Raw genomic sequence first — 22,471 nt, 5'->3', positions numbered from 1 at the left:
CTTCGCGTCCCCTTGTCGATCTCGTATCTCTCTCTACACTCCGGCGACGTCTGTCAGTTTTCCGCAGCACGCCTGAGCGTCAAGGAGGACGAATGGCACACCCCCATGTCATACAGGCAGCCGAGGCCGTCGAACTCACCAGTGGGAACCGGACCCTGGTCCTGCTGATCGCCGTGGTCGCCCTGGCGGCCCTGGGACTGGCGATCGTTCTGGTGCGACAGGTCCTGGCCGCCGGCGAAGGCACCGAGAACATGCGGAAGATCGCGGCCGCCGTTCAGGAGGGTGCCAACGCCTATCTCGCCAGACAGTTGCGCACCCTCGCGGTCTTCGCCTTCGCTGTCGTCTTTCTCCTGCTGCTGCTCCCCGCGGACGACTGGAACGAACGGATCGGGCGTTCCCTCTTCTTCGTCGTCGGCGCCGCATTCTCCGCCGGTACCGGTTATCTCGGAATGTGGCTGGCGGTGCGGAGTAATGTCCGGGTGGCCGCAGCGGCGCGTGAGGCGGGGGAAAAGGACCTGATCTCCGTGCGCCATCAGGCGATGCGCATCGCCTTTCGCACCGGCGGTGTGGTCGGCATGTTCACGGTCGGGCTCGGCCTGCTGGGCGCCGCCTGCGTCGTGCTGGTCTACACGGCCGACGCGCCGAAGGTGCTGGAGGGCTTCGGCCTCGGCGCCGCGCTGATCGCGATGTTCATGCGGGTCGGCGGCGGCATCTTCACCAAGGCCGCCGACGTCGGGGCCGACCTGGTCGGCAAGGTCGAGCAGGGCATCCCCGAGGACGACCCGCGCAACGCCGCGACCATCGCCGACAACGTGGGCGACAACGTCGGCGACTGCGCCGGCATGGCGGCCGACCTCTTCGAGTCCTACGCGGTCACCCTGGTCGCCGCGCTGATCCTGGGGAGCGTGGCGTTCGGCGACGCCGGCCTCGCGTTCCCGCTGCTGGTCCCCGCGATCGGGGTGCTCACCGCGATGGCCGGCATCTTCCTGGTCGCGCCGCGGCGCACCGACCGCACCAGCATGACCGCCATCAACCGCGGGTTCTTCCTCTCCGCCGGCATCTCGCTGGCGCTGGTCGCCGTGGCCACCTACCTCTATCTGCCGGACAGCTTCCAGGAGTTGGACGGCGTCACCGACGGCGAGATCGCCGCCCACGACGCCGACCCCCGGCTCTTCGCGCTGACCGCCGTCGCCATCGGCATCGTGCTGGCGGCGTTGATCCAGCAGCTCACCGGCTACTTCACCGAGCCCTCCCGCCGCCCGGTCCGCGACATCGGCAGGACCTCGCGCACCGGCCCGGCGACCGTGGTGCTGGCCGGGTTCTCGCTGGGCCTGGAGTCCGCCGTCTACACCGCGCTGCTGGTCGGACTGAGCGTCTACGCGGCGTTCGCGCTGGCCGGCGGCACCCTGATGCTGGCGCTCTTCGCCGTGGCGCTGGCCGGCACCGGGCTGCTGACCACGGTCGGGGTGATCGTGGCCATGGACACGTTCGGCCCGGTCGCCGACAACGCGCAGGGCATCGCCGAGATGTCGGGCGACGTCCAGGGCGAGGGCGCCCAGGTGCTGACCGACCTCGACGCGGTGGGCAACACCACCAAGGCGGTCACCAAGGGCATCGCGATCGCCACCGCCGTGCTGGCCGCCGCCGCGCTCTTCGGCTCCTACCGGGACGCGGTCGTCGAGGCCATCGCCGACGCGGAGCTGACGGCGAACGAGGTGATCGGCGAGGCCGCGCTCAGCCTCGACATCTCGCAACCCAACAACCTGGTCGGTCTGATCATCGGCTCGGCGGTGGTCTTCCTCTTCTCGGGACTCGCGGTCAACGCGGTCTCCCGCTCGGCCGGTTCCGTGGTCTACGAGGTGCGCCGGCAGTTCCGCGAGCGGCCGGGGATCATGGACCACACCGAGCAGCCCGAGTACGGCAGGGTCGTGGACATCTGCACCAGGGACTCGCTGCGCGAGCTGGCCACGCCGGGGCTGCTGGCGGTGATGGCGCCGATCGCGGTCGGCTTCAGCCTGGGCATCGGCCCGCTGGGCGCCTATCTCGCAGGATCCATCGGCACCGGCATCCTGATGGCGGTCTTCCTCGCCAACTCCGGCGGCGCCTGGGACAACGCCAAGAAGCTGGTCGAGGACGGGCACCACGGGGGCAAGGGCAGCGAGGCCCACGCCGCCACGGTGATCGGCGACACCATCGGCGACCCGTTCAAGGACACGGCGGGCCCCGCGATCAACCCGCTGCTCAAGGTGATGAACCTGGTCGCGCTGCTCATCGCCCCCGCCGTCATCACCCTCAGCTACGGCGAGGACGCCCACGCGGGGCTTCGGGCGCTGATCGCGGCGCTGGCGATCGCGGTGATCGTGGTGGCGGTGCAGCTCTCGCGGCGGCGCGGCATCGCGGTCGACGACGCCGAGTCCGCCGGCGCCGCACCGTCCCCCACGGGAGGCTCCCCCACGGGGGGTCCCTCGGCTGGCTGAGGCCCGGCGGGGAGCGCGTTCCCCGTGCCGACGACGGTCCGGGCCACCGTCGTCGGCACGGGGGCGATCGCCCCCCCGCGAGGCCGCGCCGGCTAGCCGGCCGCGCTGAAGCGCAGCATGTTCCCCGCCGGGTCGCGGAAGGCGCAGTCGCGGACGCCGTAGGGCTGGTCGATCGGCTCCTGGAGCACGTCGCCCCCCGCCTCGCGGACGCGCTCGAAGGTGGCGTCCACATCGTCCGTGGTGAAGTTCACGCCGCGCAGCAGCCCCTTGGCCAGCAGCTCGGCGACGGCCTTCCGGTCGGCCTCCGACGCGTTCGGGTCGGCCAGCGGTGGTTCCAGGACGATCTCCACGCCCGGCTGGCCGGGGGAGCCGACGGTCAGCCAGCGCATCCCCTCGAACGAGACGTCGTTGCGGACCTCAAGACCGAGGACGTCGCGGTAGAAGGTGAGGGCCTTGTCGTGGTCGTCGACGGCGATGAAGCACTGTGCGAGCTTGATGTTCATGTCGACGACGCTACGAGGCGCCGTCCGACTTCGCTTCTCCGATCCTGACCGATCGGCTTCCGATCCCCGTACGGGGAACGATCACCCGTCGCCGGTCGGCGTGCTCCCGGCGGGCGGGTTCCTGACCGGGCGGGTCAGGTACTTGGCGACGCACGCGGGGATCGGGGCGCCCGCCTCGTGCCCGCGGGCGCGGTAGGCGCTCGGGGAGACACCGACCAGCGCGGTGAAGCGCGAGCTGAAGGAACCGAGCGAGGTACAGCCCACCGCGAAGCACACCTCGGTCACGCTCAGGTCGCCCCTGCGCAGCAGCGCCTTGGCCCGTTCGACGCGGCGCGTCATCAGGTAGTTGTAGGGCGTCTCGCCGTACGCGGCGCGGAAGCTGCGGGAGAAGTGGCCCGAGGACATCAGCGCGATCCTGGCCAGCGCGGGGACGTCCAACGGGGACGCGTAGTCGCGGTCCATCGCGTCGCGCGCGCGGCGCAGCCGCCTGAGGTCGTCGAGGTCCACGCCCGCCAGCATCGCACGGTGCCGCGGGCCGGGTCGCGGCGTGATCCCGGCGGGAATCGACTGGGAAGCCGCCGGCCGAGGCGCTATCCTCGGCCCCCGGCCCAGGAGCCCACGCACGTCGTGGACCAGCGGCGACCCCGGTGCCGGTCGCCGCCTCCGCCGGGGACCCGGTGTGGCCGCGCCCATCCGTTCGCCGCCGGACCGCTCCGCGCCCGGCCGGCCGACACCACCGAACCGTCACGACCACGGGCCGCCGTCACGACCGTTCCGCCGGGACCGAACCGTCCCCCGGGGCGCAGGACCGGGCGGTCGGCCCGACCATGTTCGCGAACGTGACCGCCGCGCGGCGCCGACCGCCGGCGGTCGCACCGAGGGAGACACCGTCATGAGCAACGGCACCGAGGCCCCGCTGCCCGCCGCCGACAGTCACGACCAGATCCGCGTGCGCGGCGCGCGGGAGAACAACCTCAAGGACGTCGATGTCGACATCCCCAAGCGCCGGCTGACGGTCTTCACCGGGGTCTCGGGCTCCGGCAAGAGCTCGCTGGTCTTCGGCACGATCGCGGCCGAGTCCCAGCGCATGATCAACGAGACCTACAGCGCCTTCCTCCAGGGCTTCATGCCGACGCTGGCGCGGCCGGAGGTGGACCTGCTGGAGGGGCTGACCACGGCGATCATCGTCGACCAGGAGCGGATGGGCGCCAACCCGCGCTCCACGGTCGGCACCGCCACCGACGCCAACGCCATGCTGCGGATCGTCTTCAGCCGACTGGGCACGCCGAACATCGGCTCGGCCAACGCGTTCTCCTTCAACGTCCCCTCCGTCCGCGGCGCCGGCGCGGTCACCGTCGAGCGCGGCGACGGCAAGAAGAAGGAACGGGTCGACTTCCAGGTCAACGGCGGGATGTGCCCGCGCTGCGAGGGCATCGGCTCGGCGACCGACATCGACCTGAGCCAGCTCTTCGACGACAGCAAGTCGCTCAACGAGGGCCCGTTCACCATCCCCGGCTACACCGCGGGCGGCTGGAGCGTCCGGATGATCATCGAGTCCGGCTTCTTCGACCCGGACAAGCCGATTCGCGACTACACCGATCAGGAACGACACGACCTTCTGCACCGGGAGACGACCAAGCGAAAGATCTCGGGCATCAACATGACCTACGAGGGTCTGCTGCCCCGGGTCAGGAAGTCGTTCCTCGCCAAGGACAGGGAGGCGATGCAGCCGCACATCAGGGCGTTCGTCGACCGGGCCGTCACCTACACCGCCTGTCCCGACTGCGGCGGCACCCGGCTCAACGAGGCGGCCCGTTCGTCCCGGATCAACGGGATCAACATCGCCGAGGCGTGCGCGATGCAGATCAGCGACCTCGCCGCCTGGGTGCGCGCACTCGACGAGCCGTCGGTCGGGCCGCTGCTCGCCGGGCTCGGCGGGACGCTGGACTCGTTCGTCGAGATCGGCCTCGGCTATCTCTCCCTCGACCGGCCCTCGGGCACGCTCTCGGGCGGCGAGGCGCAGCGCGTGAAGATGATCCGCCACCTCGGCTCCTCGCTGACCGACGTCACCTATGTCTTCGACGAGCCCACCGTCGGCCTCCACCCGCACGACATCCAGCGGATGAACGACCTGCTGCTGCGGCTGCGCGACAAGGGCAACACGGTGCTGGTCGTCGAGCACAAGCCGGAGTCGATCGCCGTCGCCGACCACGTCGTCGACCTCGGCCCCGGCGCCGGGGCCGGCGGCGGGACGCTCTGCTACGAGGGCACCGTCGAGGGCCTGCGCGCCAGCGGCACGTTGACCGGGCGTCATCTCGACGACCGTGCCGCCCTGAAGGACAAGGTCCGTGTCCCCACCGGCGTGCTGCCGATCCGCGGCGCCGACGCGCACAACCTGCGCGACGTCGACGTGGACATCCCGCTCGGCACGCTGGTGGTGGTCACCGGCGTCGCGGGGTCGGGGAAGAGCTCGCTGATCCACGGCTCGATCCCGGCCGGCGAGAACGTCGTCGCCGTCGACCAGGCCGCGATCCGCGGCTCACGGCGGAGCAACCCCGCCACCTACACCGGGCTGCTCGACCCGATCCGCAAGGCGTTCGCGAAGGCCAACGGCGTCAAGCCCGCGCTCTTCAGCGCCAACTCCGAGGGCGCCTGCCCCGAGTGCAAGGGCGCCGGCGTCATCTACACCGACCTGGGGATGATGGCCGGCGTCGCCACCACCTGCGAGGAGTGCGAGGGGAGGCGGTTCCAGGCCGCGGTGCTCGACTACCACCTCGGCGGCCGGAACATCAGCGAGGTGCTGGCGATGTCCGTGACCGAGGCGGAGGAGTTCTTCGGCGCCGGCGACGCCCGCACCCCCGCCGCGCACACCGTCCTGCGCCGGCTGGTGGACGTCGGCCTCGGCTATCTGAGCCTGGGCCAGCCGCTGACCACCCTCTCCGGCGGCGAGCGGCAGCGGCTGAAGCTGGCCACGCACATGGGGGAGAAGGGCGGCGTCTACGTGCTGGACGAGCCGACCACCGGCCTGCACCTGGCCGACGTGGAGCAACTGCTCGGGCTGCTCGACCGGTTGGTCGACTCCGGCAAGTCGGTGATCGTCATCGAGCACCACCAGGCGGTCATGGCCCACGCCGACTGGATCATCGACCTGGGCCCCGGCGCCGGCCACGACGGCGGCCGCGTCGTCTTCGAGGGCACTCCGGCCGACCTGGTCGCCGCCCGCGCCACCCTCACCGGCGAACACCTGGCGGCCTACGTCGGCGCCTGACCCCCGCGCGGGTCACCCTCGTCGAGCAGCAGCGTCAGCAGACCGACGAGGGTGGCCCCCGAAACGATCTCCCGCCGCCGGACCATCGCCCGGACGTCGGCCAACGGGACCCACTCGATCCGTTCGGCCTCGTTCGTCTCGGTCGGCTCGCCGATCCTCGTGAGCTCCTCGCCGAGAAAGACGTGGTGCTCGGTGTCGGTGACCCCGGCGGCGGGCTCGCTGTAGACCAACGGGCGCACCCGGCCCGGGCGCCAGCCGGTCTCCTCCTCCGCCTCCCGGACGGCGGCCTCCGCCGGGCTCTCCCCGTCCTCCACCAACCCCATCGGCAGCTCCCACGCCCAGGTGTCGGTCACGAAGCGGTGCCGCCACAGCAGCAGTACCCGGCGTCGCTCGTCGAGCATGGCCATGACCGCGAGATGGCGCAGCCGGACGACATGGTGCTCGTAGCGGTGGCCGTCGGGCTGTTCGACGTCGTAGAGCCAGAGGTTCAGCCAGGGGTTGGCGTAGATCCGCCGTTCGCCGTGCACCCGCCACCGCATCCGGGGCCTCCGTTCCGTCGGGGACAGCATCCCAGAGAGGGTGTGCGCGCCCGGCTCGCGGGTTCCTTCGGGCGGCGGCTGTTCGTAGGGTGAACGCCCGGCGGCGGTCCGGCCGCCGCGCCGCGACGCCCCGTGGAGGACGATCACCGTGACCGCACCGGCAGCCGACGGCACCGTCGGTGCCCTGCTCTGCGACCTGGACGGGGTGCTGCGGCACTGGGACGCGGGCCTGGCGCCCCGGTTGGAGCGGGCGTACGGGCTCGCGCCCGGCGCGTTCCACGGGACGGCGTTCCGGGCCGAGCGGCTGCTGCCCGCCGTGACCGGCACGGTGACGGACGAGGCGTGGCGGGAGGCGGTCGCCGAGGATTTCGCGCCGGCGTGCGGGTCGCTGGCGCGGGCGCGCGCCCTGGTGGCGGAGTGGACCGACACGCCGGCGACGGTCGACCTGGAGGTGCGGGAGCTGCTGGCGGCGGTCAGGCGGCGGGTTCCCGTCGTCCTTGTGACCAACGCCACCAGCCGGTTGGACGCCGACCTCGCCTCGCTCGGCCTGACCGGGGTGGCGGACGCCGTGGTCAACTCCTCCCGCGAGGGGGTGGCCAAGCCCGACGCGGGCATCTACCGGGTGGCGGCCGGGCGGGCCGGTGTTCCCGCTGGTCGTTGCCTCTTCGTCGACGACACGCCCGGCCATGTGAGGGCCGCGGCGGCGCTGGGCATGACGGCCCACCACCACCGCGACAACGCGTCCCTGCGCCGGGTGTTGGCGCCGCTGCTGACCGCCTGACGCGCCGTCGCCACGCGACTGATGCAAATGGCTGCACATCGGGACATCGCCCCCGACCGTCACTCGGAAGAGGGATGCGCGCCGTGTAAGTTCCCGCCCGAGCGGCACGAAGGGACGAGGAACGTGATGAAGAAGCTCCCGGTGGCACTGTCGGGTTGCGCGGCGGTGGTCCTCACGCTGACGGCGTGCGGCGGCGACGACGGCGAGAAGGCCGACGAGTGGGCGCAGAGCGTCTGCGACCAGGTCCAGCCCCAGGTGGAGAGGATTCAGCAGGCCAACACGGCCATCGCGGAGGCCAGCGACGGCAGCCGTTCCCCCGAGGAGGTCCAGGAGGCCGACTCGGAGGCGTTCCAACACATCTCCGACGCCTACGGCGCCCTCGCCGACGCCGTCGACTCGGCCGGCGACCCGCCGGTGGACGACGGCGAACGGCTGCGCGAGGAGGCGGTCACCGAACTGCGCGGCATCTCCGACTCCTACGGGCAGCTCAGGGAGACCATCGACGGACTGGACACCTCCGACCAGGGGGCGTTCGCCGAGGGGCTCCAGGACATCGCGGGCCAGCTTCAGGAGCTGGGGGAGAGCGGCGACGAGGCGCTCAACGAGCTCCAGTCGAGCGACGTCGGCGAGGCGATGGCCCGTCAGGACGGCTGCCAGAGCCCGCCGGCCTCCGGTGAGACGGGCGGGGGCGGCGAGAGCGCCGAGGAGGGCGACACCGAGGGCGCGGCTGGCGGGGAGACCGAGGGCGACGCCGAGGAGAACACCGACGAAGAGGGCGGGAACGAGCAGGACGGCGGGAACGAGGAGGGCGAGGGCGACTCCTGACCGGCGGCGCGCTCACAATGGTCCGGTGAGCAACTCTGGTCTTCCCGTTCCCGGGCCCGGCATCGCGCGGCTGCGCGAGGACCTGCTGGCCGCGTCCTTCACCCCCGACGGCGTGCTCGACCTGCTGGGCGCCCCGGCGTACGCCGCGCTCGCGCGGGGCGAGACCGTGCCCGCCGAGCGCGCCACCCGGGGGGACGAGGGGCCGCTGGCCACGTTGACGCGGCTCTTCCTCCTCGGCCAGGCGACGCCCGCCGGCCGGGTCACCGGCGCGCTGCCCGCGCTCACCGCCGAACAGGCCCTGGCCGACGGCTGGTTGACTCCGGCCGATCCGGACGGTGCCGCACGCCTGCGGGCCACCGTCGACATCCGGCCCTACGCCGGGGACGCGGGGGAGAACTGGTGGATCGTCTCGGACCAGGGGCGCGCGACCGCCGGGGGCGCGGGGGCGCACGGTCAGGGGCGTGACGTGGTGTTGGGCGCCGGCGGGGCCTCCACCACGCTGGCGCAGCTCACCGTCCGTGCGCCCGTCGCTCGTGCCCTCGACCTCGGCACCGGCTCCGGCGTGCAGGCGCTCCATCTGACCCGCCACGCCGAACAGGTCACCGCCACCGACCTCAACCCCCGCGCGCTGCGCGTCGCCGCGCTCACCCTCGCCCTCTCCCTCGGCACCGGTGCCGGCCGGGGGCCGCAGGAGGCCCCCGGCGGGGTCGCGCTGCGCCGGGGCTCCCTCTTCGAGCCGGTCGCCGACGACCCGCCGTTCGACCTGATCGTCTCGAACCCGCCGTTCGTCATCTCGCCCGCGGCGCCCGGCTCCGGGCTCACCTACCGCGACGGCGGGCTGCCGGGCGACGCGCTCTGCCGCACGCTGGTGTCCTCCGCCGGCGAGCGGCTCGCCCCGGGCGGTTACTGCCAGCTCCTCGCCAACTGGGAGCAGACCGCCGACCAGGACTGGCGCGAGCGGCTGGCCTCCTGGGTGCCGCCCGGCTGCGACGCCTGGATCGTGCGGCGCCAGGAGCAGGACGTCAACGAGTACGCCGAGCTGTGGCTCCGCGACGCCGGCGCCCACCGAGGCGACCCGGCCGAGTACCGGGCGGCGTACGACGCGTGGCTCGACGAGTTCGCGTCGCGCTCGGTGCGCTCCGTCGGATTCGGCTGGATCACGCTGCGCCGCTCCGGCGCCGCCGACCCCTCCGTGCTGGTCGAGGAGTGGCCGCACTCCGTCGAGCAGCCACTCGGCGCCGCCGTGCCCGCGCACTTCGCCCGCCGGGACTTCCTGCGCGCCCACGACGACCGCGCGCTGCTGACCGCCCGTTACGCGCTGGCCGAGGGCGTGACGCAGGAACAGCTCGGCCCGCCGGGCGCCGAGGACCCCGAGCACGTGGTGCTGCGTCAGCGCCACGGCATGATGCGCGCCACCGCGATGGACACCGTCAGCGCCGGATTCGCCGGCAGCTGTGACGGAAGCCTCGCGGCGGGCGCGTTGCTTGACGCGATCGCCCAGCTCGTCGACGAGGAGCGGGACACAGTGCGCGCCGCCGCGCCCGGGTGGCTGCGTCCCCTCGTTGAGCAGGGCTTTCTGCTTCCGGTCGACTGAGCGGCGGCGACCGGTCCGCACCCTTTCGCGCCCCCGGCGCCCCCGGATGCCGGTGTCACCGGGCGGCGGGACGGGCGGCTCTCGGGTTACCGTTCGAGATGCGTTGCGGGGTTTTCCCATTTGACACGCAGCAGGGATGTACCGTCACACTCCGCACCGTCGACACGTTTCCCGGGCTGGAGAGAAGAGCGAGAAGTTGTCCCCCACCAGCGACACCGCCGATGGCGGACGCCGACTCGTCATTGTCGAGTCGCCCGCCAAGGCCAAGACGATCAAGGGCTACCTCGGCCCCGGATATGTGGTCGAGGCCAGCGTGGGGCACATCCGTGACCTCCCCAACGGCGCCAAGGAGGTGCCGGCCGAGTACAAGGGCGAGCCCTGGGCCCGGCTCGGGGTGAACGTCGAGGAGAACTTCCAGCCGCTCTACGTGGTCAACAGCGACAAGCGCGACCAGGTGCGCAAGCTGAAGCAGCTGCTCGCCGAGTCCGACGAGCTGTACCTCGCGACGGACGAGGACCGCGAGGGCGAGGCGATCGCCTGGCACCTCAGGGAGGTGCTCAAGCCCAAGGTCCCGGTCCGCCGGATGGTCTTCCACGAGATCACCAGGGACGCCATCCGGGCGGCGGTCGACAACCCGCGCGAGCTGAACCAGCTGCTCGTCGACGCGCAGGAGACCCGCCGCATCCTGGACCGCCTCTACGGCTACGAGGTCTCACCCGTTCTGTGGAAGAAGGTCATGCCCCGGCTCTCCGCCGGCCGGGTGCAGTCCGTGGCGACCCGACTGGTGGTCGAGCGGGAACGGGAGCGCATCGCGTTCCGTTCCGCCGAGTACTGGGACCTCACCGGCACCTTCGCGGCCGGCGGTGAGGCCGGCACCTTCGACGCCCGGCTGACCTCGGTCGACGGCCGGCGCATCGCCCAGGGCAGGGACTTCGGCGCGGACGGCGAGCTGCGCAGACCCGACCAGGTGCGCCAGCTCAGCGAGGAGAGCGCCCGCGCGCTCGCCGCCGCGCTGGCCGACACCGCCTTCGCGGTCCGCTCCGTCGAGTCCAAGCCGTACCGCCGTTCGCCGTACGCGCCGTTCCGCACGACCACGCTCCAGCAGGAGGCGTCGCGCAAGCTGGGCATGGGGGCCAAGGCCGCGATGCAGGTGGCGCAGCGGCTCTACGAGAACGGCTTCATCACCTACATGAGGACCGACTCGACCACCCTCTCGGACACCGCGGTCAGCGCGGCGCGAGCCCAGGTCACCCAGCTCTACGGCGCCGACTACCTGCCCGACCGCCCCCGCGTCTACGCCAGCAAGGTGAAGAACGCGCAGGAGGCGCACGAGGCGATCCGCCCCTCGGGCGACCGCTTCCGCACGCCGGCCGAGACCGGGCTGACGGGCGATCAGTACCGGCTCTACGAGCTGATCTGGAAGCGCACGGTCGCCTCCCAGATGAAGGACGCCGTCGGCCAGTCCGTCGCCGTCCGCGTCGGCGGGACCAGCGCGGACGGGCAGGACTGCGAGTTCAGCGCGACCGGCAAGGTCATCACGTTCCACGGCTTCCTCAAGGCGTATGTCGAGGGCGCGGACGACCCCAACGCGGAGCTGGACGACAGGGAACGCCGGCTGCCCGCCGTCGCCGAGGGCGACCCGCTGGCCGCGCGGGCCATCACCCCGGACGGGCACGCGACCAAGCCGCCGGCCCGCTACACCGAGGCGACGCTGGTCAAGGAGCTGGAGGAGCGGGAGATCGGTCGCCCCTCCACCTACGCCAGCATCATCGGCACCATCCTGGACCGCCGCTACGTCTTCAAGAAGGGGACGGCGCTGGTGCCGTCGTTCCTCTCCTTCGCCGTGGTCAACCTGCTGGAGCAGCACTTCGGCCGGCTCGTCGACTACGACTTCACCGCCAAGATGGAGGACGACCTCGACCGCATCGCCACCGGCGACGCCGAGGCCGTGCCGTGGCTGCGCCGCTTCTACTTCGGCGAGGGCGAGGGGCAGGGCACCGCGGCCGAGGCGGGCAACGGCGACGGCGACCACCTGGGCGGGTTGAAGGAGCTGGTCACCGACCTCGGTGCGATCGACGCCCGGGAGATCTCCTCCTTCCCCGTCGGCGACGGCATCGTGCTGCGCGTCGGGCGCTACGGCCCCTATGTGGAGGCGCCGCCGGAGCAGGGGCAGGAGGACCAGCCGGGCAAGCGCGCCGACGTTCCCGACGACCTGCCGCCCGACGAGCTCTCCGTCGACCTGGCCAAGGAGCTGCTGGCCAAGCCGAGCGGCGACTTCGAGCTGGGCGACGACCCGGAGACCGGCCGCCGGATCGTCGCGCGGGACGGGCGCTACGGCCCCTATGTCACCGAGGTGCTGCCCGAGGACACCCCCAAGTCGGGGAAGAACGCGGTCAAGCCGCGCACCGCCTCGCTGCTGTCGTCGATGACGCTGGACACCGTCACCCTGGAGGATGCGCTGCGGCTGCTCGCGCTGCCGCGCGTGGTGGGCGTCGACCCCGAGTCGGGGCAGGAGATCACGGCGCAGAACGGGCGTTACGGCCCCTACCTGAAGAAGGGCACGGACTCCAGGTCGCTGGAGACCGAGGACCAGATCTTCACCGTCACCCTCGAACAGGCCCTCGCGCTCTACGCCCAGCCCAAGCAGCGCGGCCGGGCCGCCGCCAAGCCGCCGCTGAAGGAACTGGGCGAGGACCCGACCAACGGCCGCCCGGTGGTGGTCAAGGACGGTCGTTTCGGACCGTATGTGACCGACGGCGAGACCAACGCGACGCTGCGCAGGGACGACGACCCGGAGACCATCACGCCGGAGCGCGGCTTCGAACTGCTCGCGGAACGGCGGGCGAAGGGGCCGGCGAAGAAGACCGCCAAGAAGGCGGCCAAGGCAACCGCGAAGAAGACGACGGCCAAGAAGACGACGGCCAAGAAGGCCGCGACCAAGAAGACGGCCGCGAAGAAGACCACGACGAAGAAGACGGCCGCGAAGAAGACCGCCACCAAGACCGCGACGAAGAAGACGGCGGCGGACACGGCCGGCGAGTGACCCGTTCGAGGGTCGGGGTTCCGGAACGGTCGCCCGGGGAACGGGCGGCCGTTCGGCCGTTCCGGTCCCGCGCGACGTGAGGAAGAGGATCACCGCTGGTCCCCGGGCGTGCCGGGCGCCGCGGAGTGGAGCGGGGCGCGCCGGGGGCGCGTCCGGCGGCACCGGGGCGCCGCCCACCGCTCGGGCTTTTGTCAGAGGGGCGGAGTAACCTCTGTTCTTCCCACGACCGTTGGCCGGGCAGGTGTTCGGCCGGGCGGTCCTCCTCAGATTCCGTAAGGTTACGCTGGCCGACATGACGCGAGCAGAGCAACCCCAGGTTGTTGACCCCCCCACGGGCGCCACCGACGAGGCGCTCGCCGCGGACTCCCGTGACCGCGCGCGCGGCGCGTTGTTGCAGGTCCCAGCCCTGCGTCGGCTGTGGGAGGCGCACTTCACCAGCGGCATAGGCGATGCGCTCGCCCTGCTGGTCCTCGTGCTGCTCACCGTGCAGACCGCCCTCCACGTGCCGTCCTCGGGCGAGCCGCTCTTCGGCGGCGAGTACCGGGGGCTGGCGCTCGCCGTCACCGCGGCGTTCGCCGTGCGGCTGCTCGGCACCGGCCTCGCCGGGGTGCTGCTGCTCGGCCCGCTCGCCGGACTGCTCGCGCCCAGCGGGCCGTTGGACCGTCGCTGGACGATGATCGGCGCCGACGCGCTGCGCGCCGCGCTGCTGATCGTCGCGCCGCTGTGGATCGACTGGGTGCCGGACAACGCCTATGTCTACGTGCTGGCCACCATCTTCGTGACCAGCGTCGCCGAGCGCGTCTGGGTCGCCTGCCGGGACAGCGTCGCCCCGGCGCTGCTGCCCCCGCCGCCGCCCGAGGGCGCCGCCATCAGGCCGCTGCCCGACCACCACGACGCCCTGCGCCGGCTGTGGCTGCGCGGCGGGTATCTGGCGCTGCCGGTCGCGGCCGTCACCCTGGTCGCCGCCGGCCTGGTGAGCAACCTGCTGGCCACCGGCATCGACTGGTTCGACACCCACCAGGCCGCGCTCGCCTCTTACGTGGCCGCCGGCTATTTCGCCGCCGCCATCTCCGTCCTGTACTTCCTGCGCCTCCCGGCCACCGAGGGCCGCAGGCCGCTCTCCCCGCTGGAGGGGCTGCGCCGCCCGGCCGCCGGCACCAAGCCGGACAAGGGCCGCACGGGCGCGATCCCGGTGCTGGTCCTCGGCTGCGCCACGGTCGCCGCCGGCATCGCCGCCGCCGCCGCGCTCGGCGTGCTGCGCGTCGCCGAGCTGGGCGGCGGGCCCGTCTCGTTCGGGCTGCTGACGCTGGGCCTCACCGGCGGCGTGGTGGCCGGCGTCCGGCTGGCGCCGAGCGCGCTGCCGGCGCTCTCCAGGCGGCGGCTGTTCGCCCTGGCGATCGCGCTGACCGGTCTCGGCCTCTTCGGCGTCGGCCTGATCTCGGACGCCGCGACGGTGCTCTTCACCGCGGCCGCCACCGGCGTCCTCGCCGGCGTCGCGGCGGGGACCGGGCACACCCTGCTCGACCAGGAGACCGAGGAGTTCCGCCGGCCGCAGCTCACCCAGCACCTGCACGCCGTGGTGCGGCTCGCCGTGGCGCTGGCGCTGCTGGTGACGCCCCTGGCCGCCGCCCTGATCGGGCCGCACCGGGTGGCACGCGGCGACTTCGTGCTGGACCACGGCGGCGCCGCGTACACGCTGACCGTCGTGGGCGTGCTGCTGCTGCCGGTGGCAGCGATCGTGCTCGGCCGGACCGACGACCGCAGGGGCGTCCCGCTCCGCAAGGACCTGGTCACCGCCGTGGGCGGCGGGACCGAGCCGGTCGGCGCCCAGGCGGAGCAGGGCTTCTTCATCGCCGTCGAGGGCGGCGACGGCGCGGGCAAGTCCACGCAGGTCGAGGCGTTGGCCGAGTGGATCAGGAGCAAGGGCCACGAGGTGGTCGTCACCCGGGAGCCCGGCGCCACCCCCATCGGCCAGCGGCTGCGCGGCATCCTGCTCGACGTCGCCTCCGGCGGCCTCTCGCACCAGGCGGAGGCGCTGCTCTACGCGGCCGACCGCGCCGAGCACGTCCAGTCCGTCATCACGCCGGCGCTGGAGCGTGGCGCCGTGGTCATCACCGACCGCTACGTCGACTCGTCCGTCGCCTACCAGGGCGCGGGGCGCGACCTCTCGTCCGTCGAGGTCTCCCGGATCTCCCGCTGGGCCACGGGCGGGCTCGTCCCGCATCTCACCGTGCTGCTCGACGTCTCGCCCGAGACCGCCAGGGAGCGGTTCACCGAGGCGCCCGACCGGCTGGAGTCGGAGCCGAGCGAGTTCCACCAGCGGGTCCGCGGCGGCTTCCTGGCGCTGGCCGCCGCCGACCCGGCGCGCTACCTGGTGATCGACGCGGGTCAGGACGCCGAGTCGGTGACCATGGCCGCCAGGCACCGCCTCGACCAGATGCTGCCGCTCTCCGAGGCCGAGATCCAGGCCCGCGAGGAGGCCAGGCGCAAGGCCGAGGAGGAGGCCCGCCGCCGCGAGGAGGAGGAGCGCAAGCGCAAGGAGGAGGAAGCCCGCCTCGAACGCGAACGCAAGGAGGAGGAGGCCCGCCTGGAGCGCGAGCGCCAGGAGGAGCTGGCCAGGCAGCAGGCCGAGGAGGCCGAGCGCCGGCGCCGCGAGGAGGAGGAGCGCGCCCGGATGGAGGAGGCGCGTCTCGCCGAGGAGGCCAGGCTCCGCGCGGAGGAGGCCGCCAGGGTCGCCGAGGAGCAGCGCCTGCGCCGGGAGGCCGAGGAGCGGCTGCGGCGCGAGGAGGAGGAGCGGCGCCGCCGCGAGGCCGAGGAGGAGGCCAGGCTCCGCGCCGAGGCCGAGGAGCGGCGCCGGGAGAAGCAGCGCAAGGCCGAGGAGGCGCTGCTGCGCGCCGAGGAGGCCAGGGCCGCCGCCGCGGACAACGAGACCACGGCCCAGATCCCGCACGCCTACCCGGGCGCGCCGGGCGCCGAGGACTCGCCCACCGCCCCGCGTGCGGACAACGAGGAGACCACCTCGCTGCCCCGCGTCGAGGAGGAGACCAGCGTCCTGCCCCGGATCGACGACGAGACGGCCGTGCTGCCTCGCCCCGACGACCCGGGCGCCACCGACGAGACACGTCAGCTCCCGGTCATCGGCGACGAGGAGCCGGCCGCCCGGCGCGGACGCCCCTCGTGGGCCGAGGAGACCCCGCTGGACGACGTGCCCACGCTGGCCGACGAGTTGCTCGGCCCCCGGCCGGGCGACGAGGAGGACGAGGACGGCGGCCGCCGCCGCTAGGTCGTCTCGTTCCGTACGGCCGGTGCTCCCGCGGGGGCGCCGGCCGTCGCCGTTGGCCGGGGCCGGCCCCCCGGGGCGTTCCGCCGTTGTCAGTGCGGTGCCGCACAATGGTCGCCACGTGGGCCGAGTGGCGAAGTGCCGAGTGGTGAGGTGAGGTGGGCGCGATGCCGGTCTGGGACGACCTGGTCGGCCAGGAGCGGGTGGCCGACCAGTTGGCGGCCGCCGCGCGGGACGCCGACACCTATGTCACGGCCGCCGGGCGCGGCGAGGAGCCCGAGCTCTCCGGGTCGTCGATGACGCACGCCTGGCTCTTCACCGGCCCGCCCGGCTCGGGACGCGCCACGGCCGCCCGCGCGTTCGCCGCCGCGCTCCAGTGCGTCAGCCCGGACCGCGCCCTCGGCGGCCAGCCCGGCTGCGGCTTCTGCGACGGCTGCCACACCTCGCTCGTCGGCACCCACGCCGACGTCGAGGTCGTCCGCACCGACCTGCTCACCATCGGCGTCAAGGAGACCAGGGAGCTGGTCCGCCGCGCCCAGCTCTCCCCGGCCGGCGGCCGCTGGCAGGTGATCGTGCTGGAGGACGCCGACCGTCTCACCGAGGGCGCGGGGAACGTCCTGCTCAAGGCCGTCGAGGAGCCGGCCCCGCGCACGGTCTGGCTGCTGTGCGCCCCCTCCACGGAGGACGTGCTGCCCACGATCCGTTCCCGCTGCCGTCAGACGCCGCTGCGGACCCCGCCCGTCGCCGCCGTCGCCGACCTGCTGATGCGGCGCGACGGCATCGAGCCGGAGGTCGCCCACGCGGCGGCCCGCGCCACCCAGGGGCACATCGACCGCGCCCGCAGGCTCGCCACCGACGAACGCGCCAGGGCCAGGCGGCTGTCGGTGCTGCGCCTGCCCGAGCGGGTGGCGGACGTGGGCGGCGCGCTGCGCGCCGCGCAGGAGCTGGTGGACGCGGCGGCCGAGGACGCCAAGCAGCTCGCCGAGGAGCTGGACGCGAAGGAGGCCGAGGAGTTGCGCGCCGCCCTCGGCGCGACCGAGGGCAAGCGGCTGCCGCGCGGCACGGCCGGTGTGATGAAGGACCTGGAGGACCGCCAGAAGCGCCGAGCCACCCGGACCCAGCGCGACGCGCTCGACCTCGCGTTGACGGACCTCACCGCGTTCTACCGGGACGTGCTCGCCCACCAGTTGGGGCACGCCGGAGGGCTCTCCGGCGGGGAGAGCGAGGAGGCCGCCCGCCGCGTCGCCGCCGCGACGCGCCCGGAGCGGACGCTGCTGCGGATGGAGGCGGTGCTGGAGTGCCGCCGCGCCCTGGACCGGAACGTCGCGCCCCTGCTGGCCGTGGAGGCGATGACGATGGCGCTGCGCTGACAGGTACCCTCACCGAAGTCCGTGCCAGCGACCACGGGGGACCCATGCGCACCACCGGCCGCCTCGCCGTTTCCCTTCTCACCGCCACCGCCCTGCTCACCGCGGGCTGCTCGTCCGACGACGACCGCCCCGAGGAGCGGGCGCCCGACGCGGACGCCTCCGACGGCTCGTCGACCACCGAGCCGCCGGACGCGCCACCCCTCGAACCACTGTCGGAGGAGACGCCCGAGGAGCTGCTCCCCTACTACGAGCAGCAGTTGAACTGGCGCGGCTGCGGGGCGGCGGAGTTCCAGTGCGCCTCGCTCACCGTTCCCCTCGACTACGAGGACCCGAACCCGGCGGACGACATCCAGCTCACCGTCACCCGTTCCCGCGCCACCGACCAGGACGAGCGCATCGGCGCCCTCCTGATGAACCCGGGCGGCCCCGGCGCCTCGGCCGTGGACTTCGCGCAGGGCTCGGCCGAGTTCATCTACGCGGACGAGGTCCGCGCCCGCTACGACATGGTCGGCCTCGACGCGCGCGGCACCGGCCAGAGCGAGCCCGTCTCCTGCCTGGAGGGGCCCGAGATGGACGCGTACACGCTGGTCGACCGGACGCCGGACGACGAGGCCGAGGTCGACGCGCTGACGGCGGCGCAGGAGGAGTTCGCGCGGGGCTGCCAGGAGGGTTCCGGCGCGCTGCTGGAGCACATCTCCACCATCGAGTCGGCGCGCGACATGGACGTGCTGCGCCAGGCGCTCGGCGACGAGCGGCTGCACTACGTCGGCTTCTCGTACGGCACCAAGCTCGGCGCCGTCTACGCGGGGCTCTACCCGCAGCGCGTCGGCCACCTCGTGCTGGACGCCGCGATGGACCCGAGGCTGGACACACTGAGCACCGACCGCGAACAGGCGGGCGGTTTTGAGACGGCCTTCCGGGCCTTCGCCGAGGACTGCGTCTCCGGTGCCGACTGCCCGCTCGGCCAGGAGAGCGCCGACGACGCCTCCCAGCGGCTCCTCGACTTCTTCGCCGCGGTGGACGCCGAGCCGCTGCCGAGCGGCGACGAGCGCGAGCTGACCGAGTCGCTGGCCACCACGGGCGTCGCGTACGCGCTCTACTCCGAGGACCTGTGGCCCACCCTGCGCCGCGCCCTCGCGGCCGCCATCGAGGACGGCCAGGGCGGCGAGCTGCTGACCCTCGCTGACAGCTACAACGGGCGGACGCCGGGCGGCGGCTACGACACCGACATGTTCGCGTTCCCGGCGATCAGCTGCCTGGACAGCCCGGCGGGGAACGCGGACGCCGACGCCGTCCGCGAGCAGTTGCCCTCGTACGAGGAGGCGTCGCCGACCTTCGGCGCGGACTTCGCCTGGGCGACGCTGGTCTGTGCCGCCTGGCCGGTCGAGCCGTCCGGCGGGCCGGTGAGCATCGCGGCCGAGGGCGCGGACCCGATCCTGGTCGTCGGCACCACGCGCGACCCGGCCACCCCGTACGCCTGGTCCGAGGGCCTGGCCGACCAGCTCTCCTCGGGCGTGCTGCTCACCTACGAAGGCGACGGCCACACCGCCTACGGCGGGCTGAGCGAGTGCGTCGACTCCACCGTCAACGACTACCTGTTGGCGAATACCGTGCCCGATGACGGCACCACGTGCTGATGACCTGGGATGATCACCCCATGCCCTGCAACCACTACCGCGCCGCGATATCGGCCCGTGCCACGGGGACGCCCCTCCCCGCCACCGTCACCGAGCTGGCGCTCGACTACCACCTGACCAGTTGCCTGAGCTGCGGCCGTTGGTCCAAACACCTCACCACCCTCCGCGCGGCCACCGACGACCTCCTCCGCCGCAGGCGGCCCTCCGAAGCACCCCCCGAACCTGTGTAGACTGGCCCCGCCAAGCGCCCAACCGGGCGCACCCGCCGCCTTAGCTCAGTCGGCCAGAGCGACGCACTCGTAATGCGTAGGTCGAGGGTTCGATTCCCTCAGGCGGCTCGGCCAAAGGCCAGGTCACGTACCGCGTGACCTGGCCTTTTGTTTGCGCCGATGAGCCTCGCTTCCTCTGGCTGCCTCTGGCCCGGACGACGGGCCGTCGAGCGCGGTCTCCGCCGCCGCCGTCCACTCGTTGTCAGCGGCACCACGGCGTGTGGCGCTCTCGGAGACTCCTCCGCCGGGAGCGGGGGCCTGAAGGCCCTCAAGGGCCGCGCCGATCGCAGGTGTGACGCGTTGCCTGCCGGACGTCCGCTCGGTAGCGTTCTGCGGGGGTTGGGAACGCGGCCTTGGGGGGATCGTGGCGCGGTCATCCGATTGGTCACCGGTGGACATGGACCGGGACCCGACGCCGGGTGATCCGGACAGCGTCCGGGAGCTGGCCGATGAGTTGGAGGAGTTCGCCGACGACGTCGGTGAGGCGCTCGGCAAGATCCGGGGCATGGCGGGCGAGCGCGCCATGCTGGAGTGGGCGGGGTTGTCGGCCGACGCGTTCCGCCGTGAGTTCGACGGTGTTCCGGACAACCTGACGAAGCTGGAGGATTCGTATTCCCTCTGCGCGCAGGCGCTGCACACGTACTGGCCGAAGTTGCAGACGGCGCAGGGCATGGCCGACCGGGCGTTGGACCGCGCGATCACCGCGCAAGCGGATCTGGCTTCCGCCCGGTCTGCGTTGGGGGACGCCACCGACTGGGTGGGGCGGGCCGGGGACGAGGCCGACCGGCTCCAACGCGAGGGGGAGCGCGACGACGTCGAGCCGCCGGACGAGGCGGACGTCCGCGCGGCGACCCGTGATCAGCAGGCCGCCGAAGCGGCGGCCGGCGCCGCCCGGAGCCGGGTCGATGACGCGGAGGAGCGGCTGTCGGCCGCGCGCCAACTGGCGCTCGATGCCCAGGAGATGCGCGAGGAGGCGGCGCGCGAGTGCGCCCGGGACATCGATGAGGCCTCCGACGCCGGTATCCAGAACCGGCGTTGGTGGGAGAAGGCCATCAAGTGGGTGACCGACAACTGGGACACCCTGGTCGAGATCTGCAAGGTGATTGTGGCGGTACTCGGCATCGTCGTCATGATCATCGGCGGCCCGCTGGCCTGGGTGGTCCTCGCGGCGGCGCTGGTCGTTCTCGCCGACACGTTGATCAAGTACGCCAGAGGGGAAGCTGGACTTCTCGATGTCGCATTTGCAGCTCTTGACTGCATTCCTGGCTTCAAGGGCATCACGACAGCGGGCGGCCTGCTTCGCGGTTTGAAGGGTTTGGCCAACGGCGGGCTCGGGCGGCTGGCCAACGGTGCGCGCGGCATGGCGTCGTCGGGGATGCGCACGATCGCCCGTTCCTGGGACGGCGCGATGCTGGACATCGCGGGCGCTGCCCGTGGCGCTGGCGACTCCCGCCCGCTGACGGACGGCGTCATGGACGCCCTCAGAAACCTCAACCCGCAACAGATCAGTAGGCAGTACACATCCGAGCAGGGGCACTACTACGCAACCCGGGTCTTCCAAGGCGGAAGGCCGGACGGCCAGACGGTCTTCGCCGGTCATGGCTTTTTCAGAACGGGATCAGGCACCTTTGTCGTGCCAGAGGGAACCACCATTTCTTTCTACGCCAACCATGGCGAGGCGTTGCACGGCTTGGACGGCGTCGCCGTGGAAGCAGGCGTCTACCCCCAGGATGCGGTGGAGGTCTTTCGGGGAGGCGATGTCATCCACGACTACACTCTTGCTGCTCCCGCCCCCCAGGGGGTGGGCGGGTTCAGCGTCTTCGAGAACTCGGCGACCGTCCCCTCTCCAACTCGTCTGAGTGAGTTGCTCTCGGAGGGAATGGGCGACGTGCACTGGGCCGCTTGCCGTGAACTCAAATAGCCGCCGGTCGTCCTATTGCGAAGTGGGCAGAAAGAGAAGAAGGCGTAGGGTTACGAAGTGGAATATGCGCAGAGCGAGTACCCGTGGACGGCGGCGACCGCCACCCTTGAAGTGCGTGGTGACACCCTCGAGCCTGACGTGGTGAGCACCCGCCTCGGGCTGACTCCGCACGGGAAGAAGGCTCCCGGACCGGATCCTCGCGGCTACGACGGTGACTCCGCCGGTTTGTGGATGCTGGATGCCAGTCCCTGGCCTGGGAAGAGCCTCGCGGAGCAGCTTGAGGAACTCTCCGAGGTCGTCGAAGCTCACGCTGACGCGCTCCGGGAGCTCCAGGACTCCGGATGCGAGGTGAGGGTCGTGGCTTTCGGCTTTGTCGGTGGCGTCGCTCATCTGGAGATCAGCGCCGAATGTGTTCGTCGACTCGGTGCCCAGGGCATTTCCCTGCATCTGGACCCCAGCAGTAACTCCCGTTAGAAAGAGTCAGAGATGTCCTCTCACACCGCCACCTGGGATTCGCTCGGCGTCGCGTTGCTGGTCACCGGTTCCGAGCTCGATCCGGGTGTGTTGACCCGGCGGCTGGGTGTCGTTCCCGATCTCGCGCGGAGGCCGGGCGAGGTTCCGGCTTTCCGTGACGGCGCTGGTTGTTGGGCCCTGCGTGCCGCCGGTGGGGCGGAACTGGCCCCGCTCGTGCACGCGGTGGTGGAGCGGGCGCGTCCGCTGCGCGGCGAGCTCGGCGTCCTGCGGGCGGAGGGGTACCGGGTGTCACTGGACATCTCCGGTCGGGTGCACCACCGTGAGCTGCTCACCCTCGACGCCGCGCTGCTCGCCGGCGCGGCCGAACTGGGCGTACCGATCTCGTTCAGCGCCGAGGTCACCCGGGTCCCCGACGAGGAGGGTTTCTGGGACTGGCTTCCTCCGGCGGACGGTTCGCACCGCGCCTGAGCCGGTGGCCCCGCCGGTGTCC

16 protein-coding genes and 1 tRNA gene are annotated in these 22,471 nt (G+C 72.6%); 14 read left to right on the top strand and 3 right to left on the bottom strand.

Annotated elements, in window-relative coordinates; translation table 11 throughout:
• Positions 1-92: 92 nt before the first annotated feature.
• Entirely contained in the window at positions 93-2,477 is a 2,385-nt protein-coding gene (locus CRP51_RS14890) for a sodium-translocating pyrophosphatase (protein WP_097231667.1), read from the top strand.
• Positions 2,478-2,569: 92 nt separating this feature from the next.
• On the opposite strand, the gene CRP51_RS14885 is transcribed toward CRP51_RS14890, so the two are convergent.
• On the bottom strand, positions 2,570-2,980 hold the full coding sequence (locus CRP51_RS14885) for a VOC family protein (RefSeq protein ID WP_097231666.1): 411 nt from the start codon (positions 2,978-2,980) through the stop codon (positions 2,570-2,572).
• Between the two features lie 81 nt (positions 2,981-3,061).
• Positions 3,062-3,487, bottom strand: a complete 426-nt coding sequence (locus tag CRP51_RS14880) for a helix-turn-helix transcriptional regulator (RefSeq protein ID WP_342749048.1) — start codon at positions 3,485-3,487, stop codon at positions 3,062-3,064.
• A 385-nt stretch (positions 3,488-3,872) separates the two neighbouring features.
• On the opposite strand from CRP51_RS14880, the gene CRP51_RS14875 reads away from it, so the two are divergent.
• Entirely contained in the window at positions 3,873-6,248 is a 2,376-nt protein-coding gene (locus CRP51_RS14875) for an ATP-binding cassette domain-containing protein (protein ID WP_097231664.1), read from the top strand.
• Here the strand turns inward: CRP51_RS14875 and CRP51_RS14870 are convergent.
• On the bottom strand, positions 6,233-6,787 hold the full coding sequence (locus CRP51_RS14870; RefSeq protein WP_097231747.1) for an NUDIX domain-containing protein: 555 nt from the start codon (positions 6,785-6,787) through the stop codon (positions 6,233-6,235). The genes CRP51_RS14875 and CRP51_RS14870 overlap by 16 nt on opposite strands.
• A 148-nt stretch (positions 6,788-6,935) precedes the next feature.
• Here CRP51_RS14870 and CRP51_RS14865 point away from each other — a divergent pair, with 148 nt between their 5' ends.
• The 12 genes from CRP51_RS14865 to CRP51_RS14805 all read left to right on the top strand — a co-directional run bounded on the left by CRP51_RS14865 (position 6,936) and on the right by CRP51_RS14805 (position 22,449).
• Positions 6,936-7,568: an HAD-IA family hydrolase gene (locus tag CRP51_RS14865; protein WP_097231663.1), complete on the top strand. Its 633-nt coding sequence runs from the start codon at positions 6,936-6,938 to the stop codon at positions 7,566-7,568.
• Between the two features lie 126 nt (positions 7,569-7,694).
• Positions 7,695-8,393 carry a small secreted protein gene (locus CRP51_RS14860; protein WP_245880584.1) on the top strand — a complete coding sequence of 233 codons (699 nt, stop codon included), beginning with the start codon at positions 7,695-7,697 and terminating at the stop codon, positions 8,391-8,393.
• 25 nt (positions 8,394-8,418) lie between these two features.
• On the top strand, positions 8,419-9,987 hold the full coding sequence (locus tag CRP51_RS14850; RefSeq protein ID WP_097231662.1) for a DUF7059 domain-containing protein: 1,569 nt from the start codon (positions 8,419-8,421) through the stop codon (positions 9,985-9,987).
• A 196-nt stretch (positions 9,988-10,183) separates the two neighbouring features.
• Positions 10,184-13,030 (top strand): type I DNA topoisomerase, encoded by a 2,847-nt coding sequence (gene topA / locus CRP51_RS14845; protein WP_097231661.1) that lies wholly within the window; start codon positions 10,184-10,186, stop codon positions 13,028-13,030.
• A 292-nt stretch (positions 13,031-13,322) separates the two neighbouring features.
• Positions 13,323-16,313 carry a dTMP kinase gene (gene tmk, locus CRP51_RS14840; protein WP_097231660.1) on the top strand — a complete coding sequence of 997 codons (2,991 nt, stop codon included), beginning with the start codon at positions 13,323-13,325 and terminating at the stop codon, positions 16,311-16,313.
• A gap of 164 nt (positions 16,314-16,477) precedes the next feature.
• A complete protein-coding gene (locus tag CRP51_RS14835; RefSeq protein WP_097231659.1) occupies positions 16,478-17,680 on the top strand; it encodes a DNA polymerase III subunit delta' in 1,203 nt (400 codons plus the stop codon).
• A 44-nt stretch (positions 17,681-17,724) separates the two neighbouring features.
• On the top strand, positions 17,725-19,317 hold the full coding sequence (locus tag CRP51_RS14830; protein WP_097231658.1) for an alpha/beta hydrolase: 1,593 nt from the start codon (positions 17,725-17,727) through the stop codon (positions 19,315-19,317).
• A 20-nt stretch (positions 19,318-19,337) separates the two neighbouring features.
• Positions 19,338-19,547: a hypothetical protein gene (locus CRP51_RS14825; protein ID WP_170970559.1), complete on the top strand. Its 210-nt coding sequence runs from the start codon at positions 19,338-19,340 to the stop codon at positions 19,545-19,547.
• A 34-nt stretch (positions 19,548-19,581) separates the two neighbouring features.
• Positions 19,582-19,655, top strand: a tRNA-Thr gene (locus CRP51_RS14820).
• A 328-nt stretch (positions 19,656-19,983) separates the two neighbouring features.
• Positions 19,984-21,507 (top strand): putative adhesin, encoded by a 1,524-nt coding sequence (locus CRP51_RS28330; RefSeq protein WP_342749051.1) that lies wholly within the window; start codon positions 19,984-19,986, stop codon positions 21,505-21,507.
• Positions 21,508-21,564: 57 nt separating this feature from the next.
• Entirely contained in the window at positions 21,565-21,981 is a 417-nt protein-coding gene (locus CRP51_RS14810) for a DUF4279 domain-containing protein (protein WP_097231655.1), read from the top strand.
• Positions 21,982-21,993: 12 nt separating this feature from the next.
• On the top strand, positions 21,994-22,449 hold the full coding sequence (locus CRP51_RS14805) for a DUF4279 domain-containing protein (protein ID WP_097231654.1): 456 nt from the start codon (positions 21,994-21,996) through the stop codon (positions 22,447-22,449).
• Positions 22,450-22,471: the final 22 nt, after the last annotated feature.

Origin of the sequence: Streptomyces zhaozhouensis (genome assembly GCF_900230195.1) — a bacterium.
Lineage (GTDB): Bacteria > Actinomycetota > Actinomycetes > Streptomycetales > Streptomycetaceae > Streptomyces > Streptomyces zhaozhouensis.
Note: the sequence above shows the minus strand (reverse complement) of the source record. Positions and strands in the feature narration are given on the sequence as shown.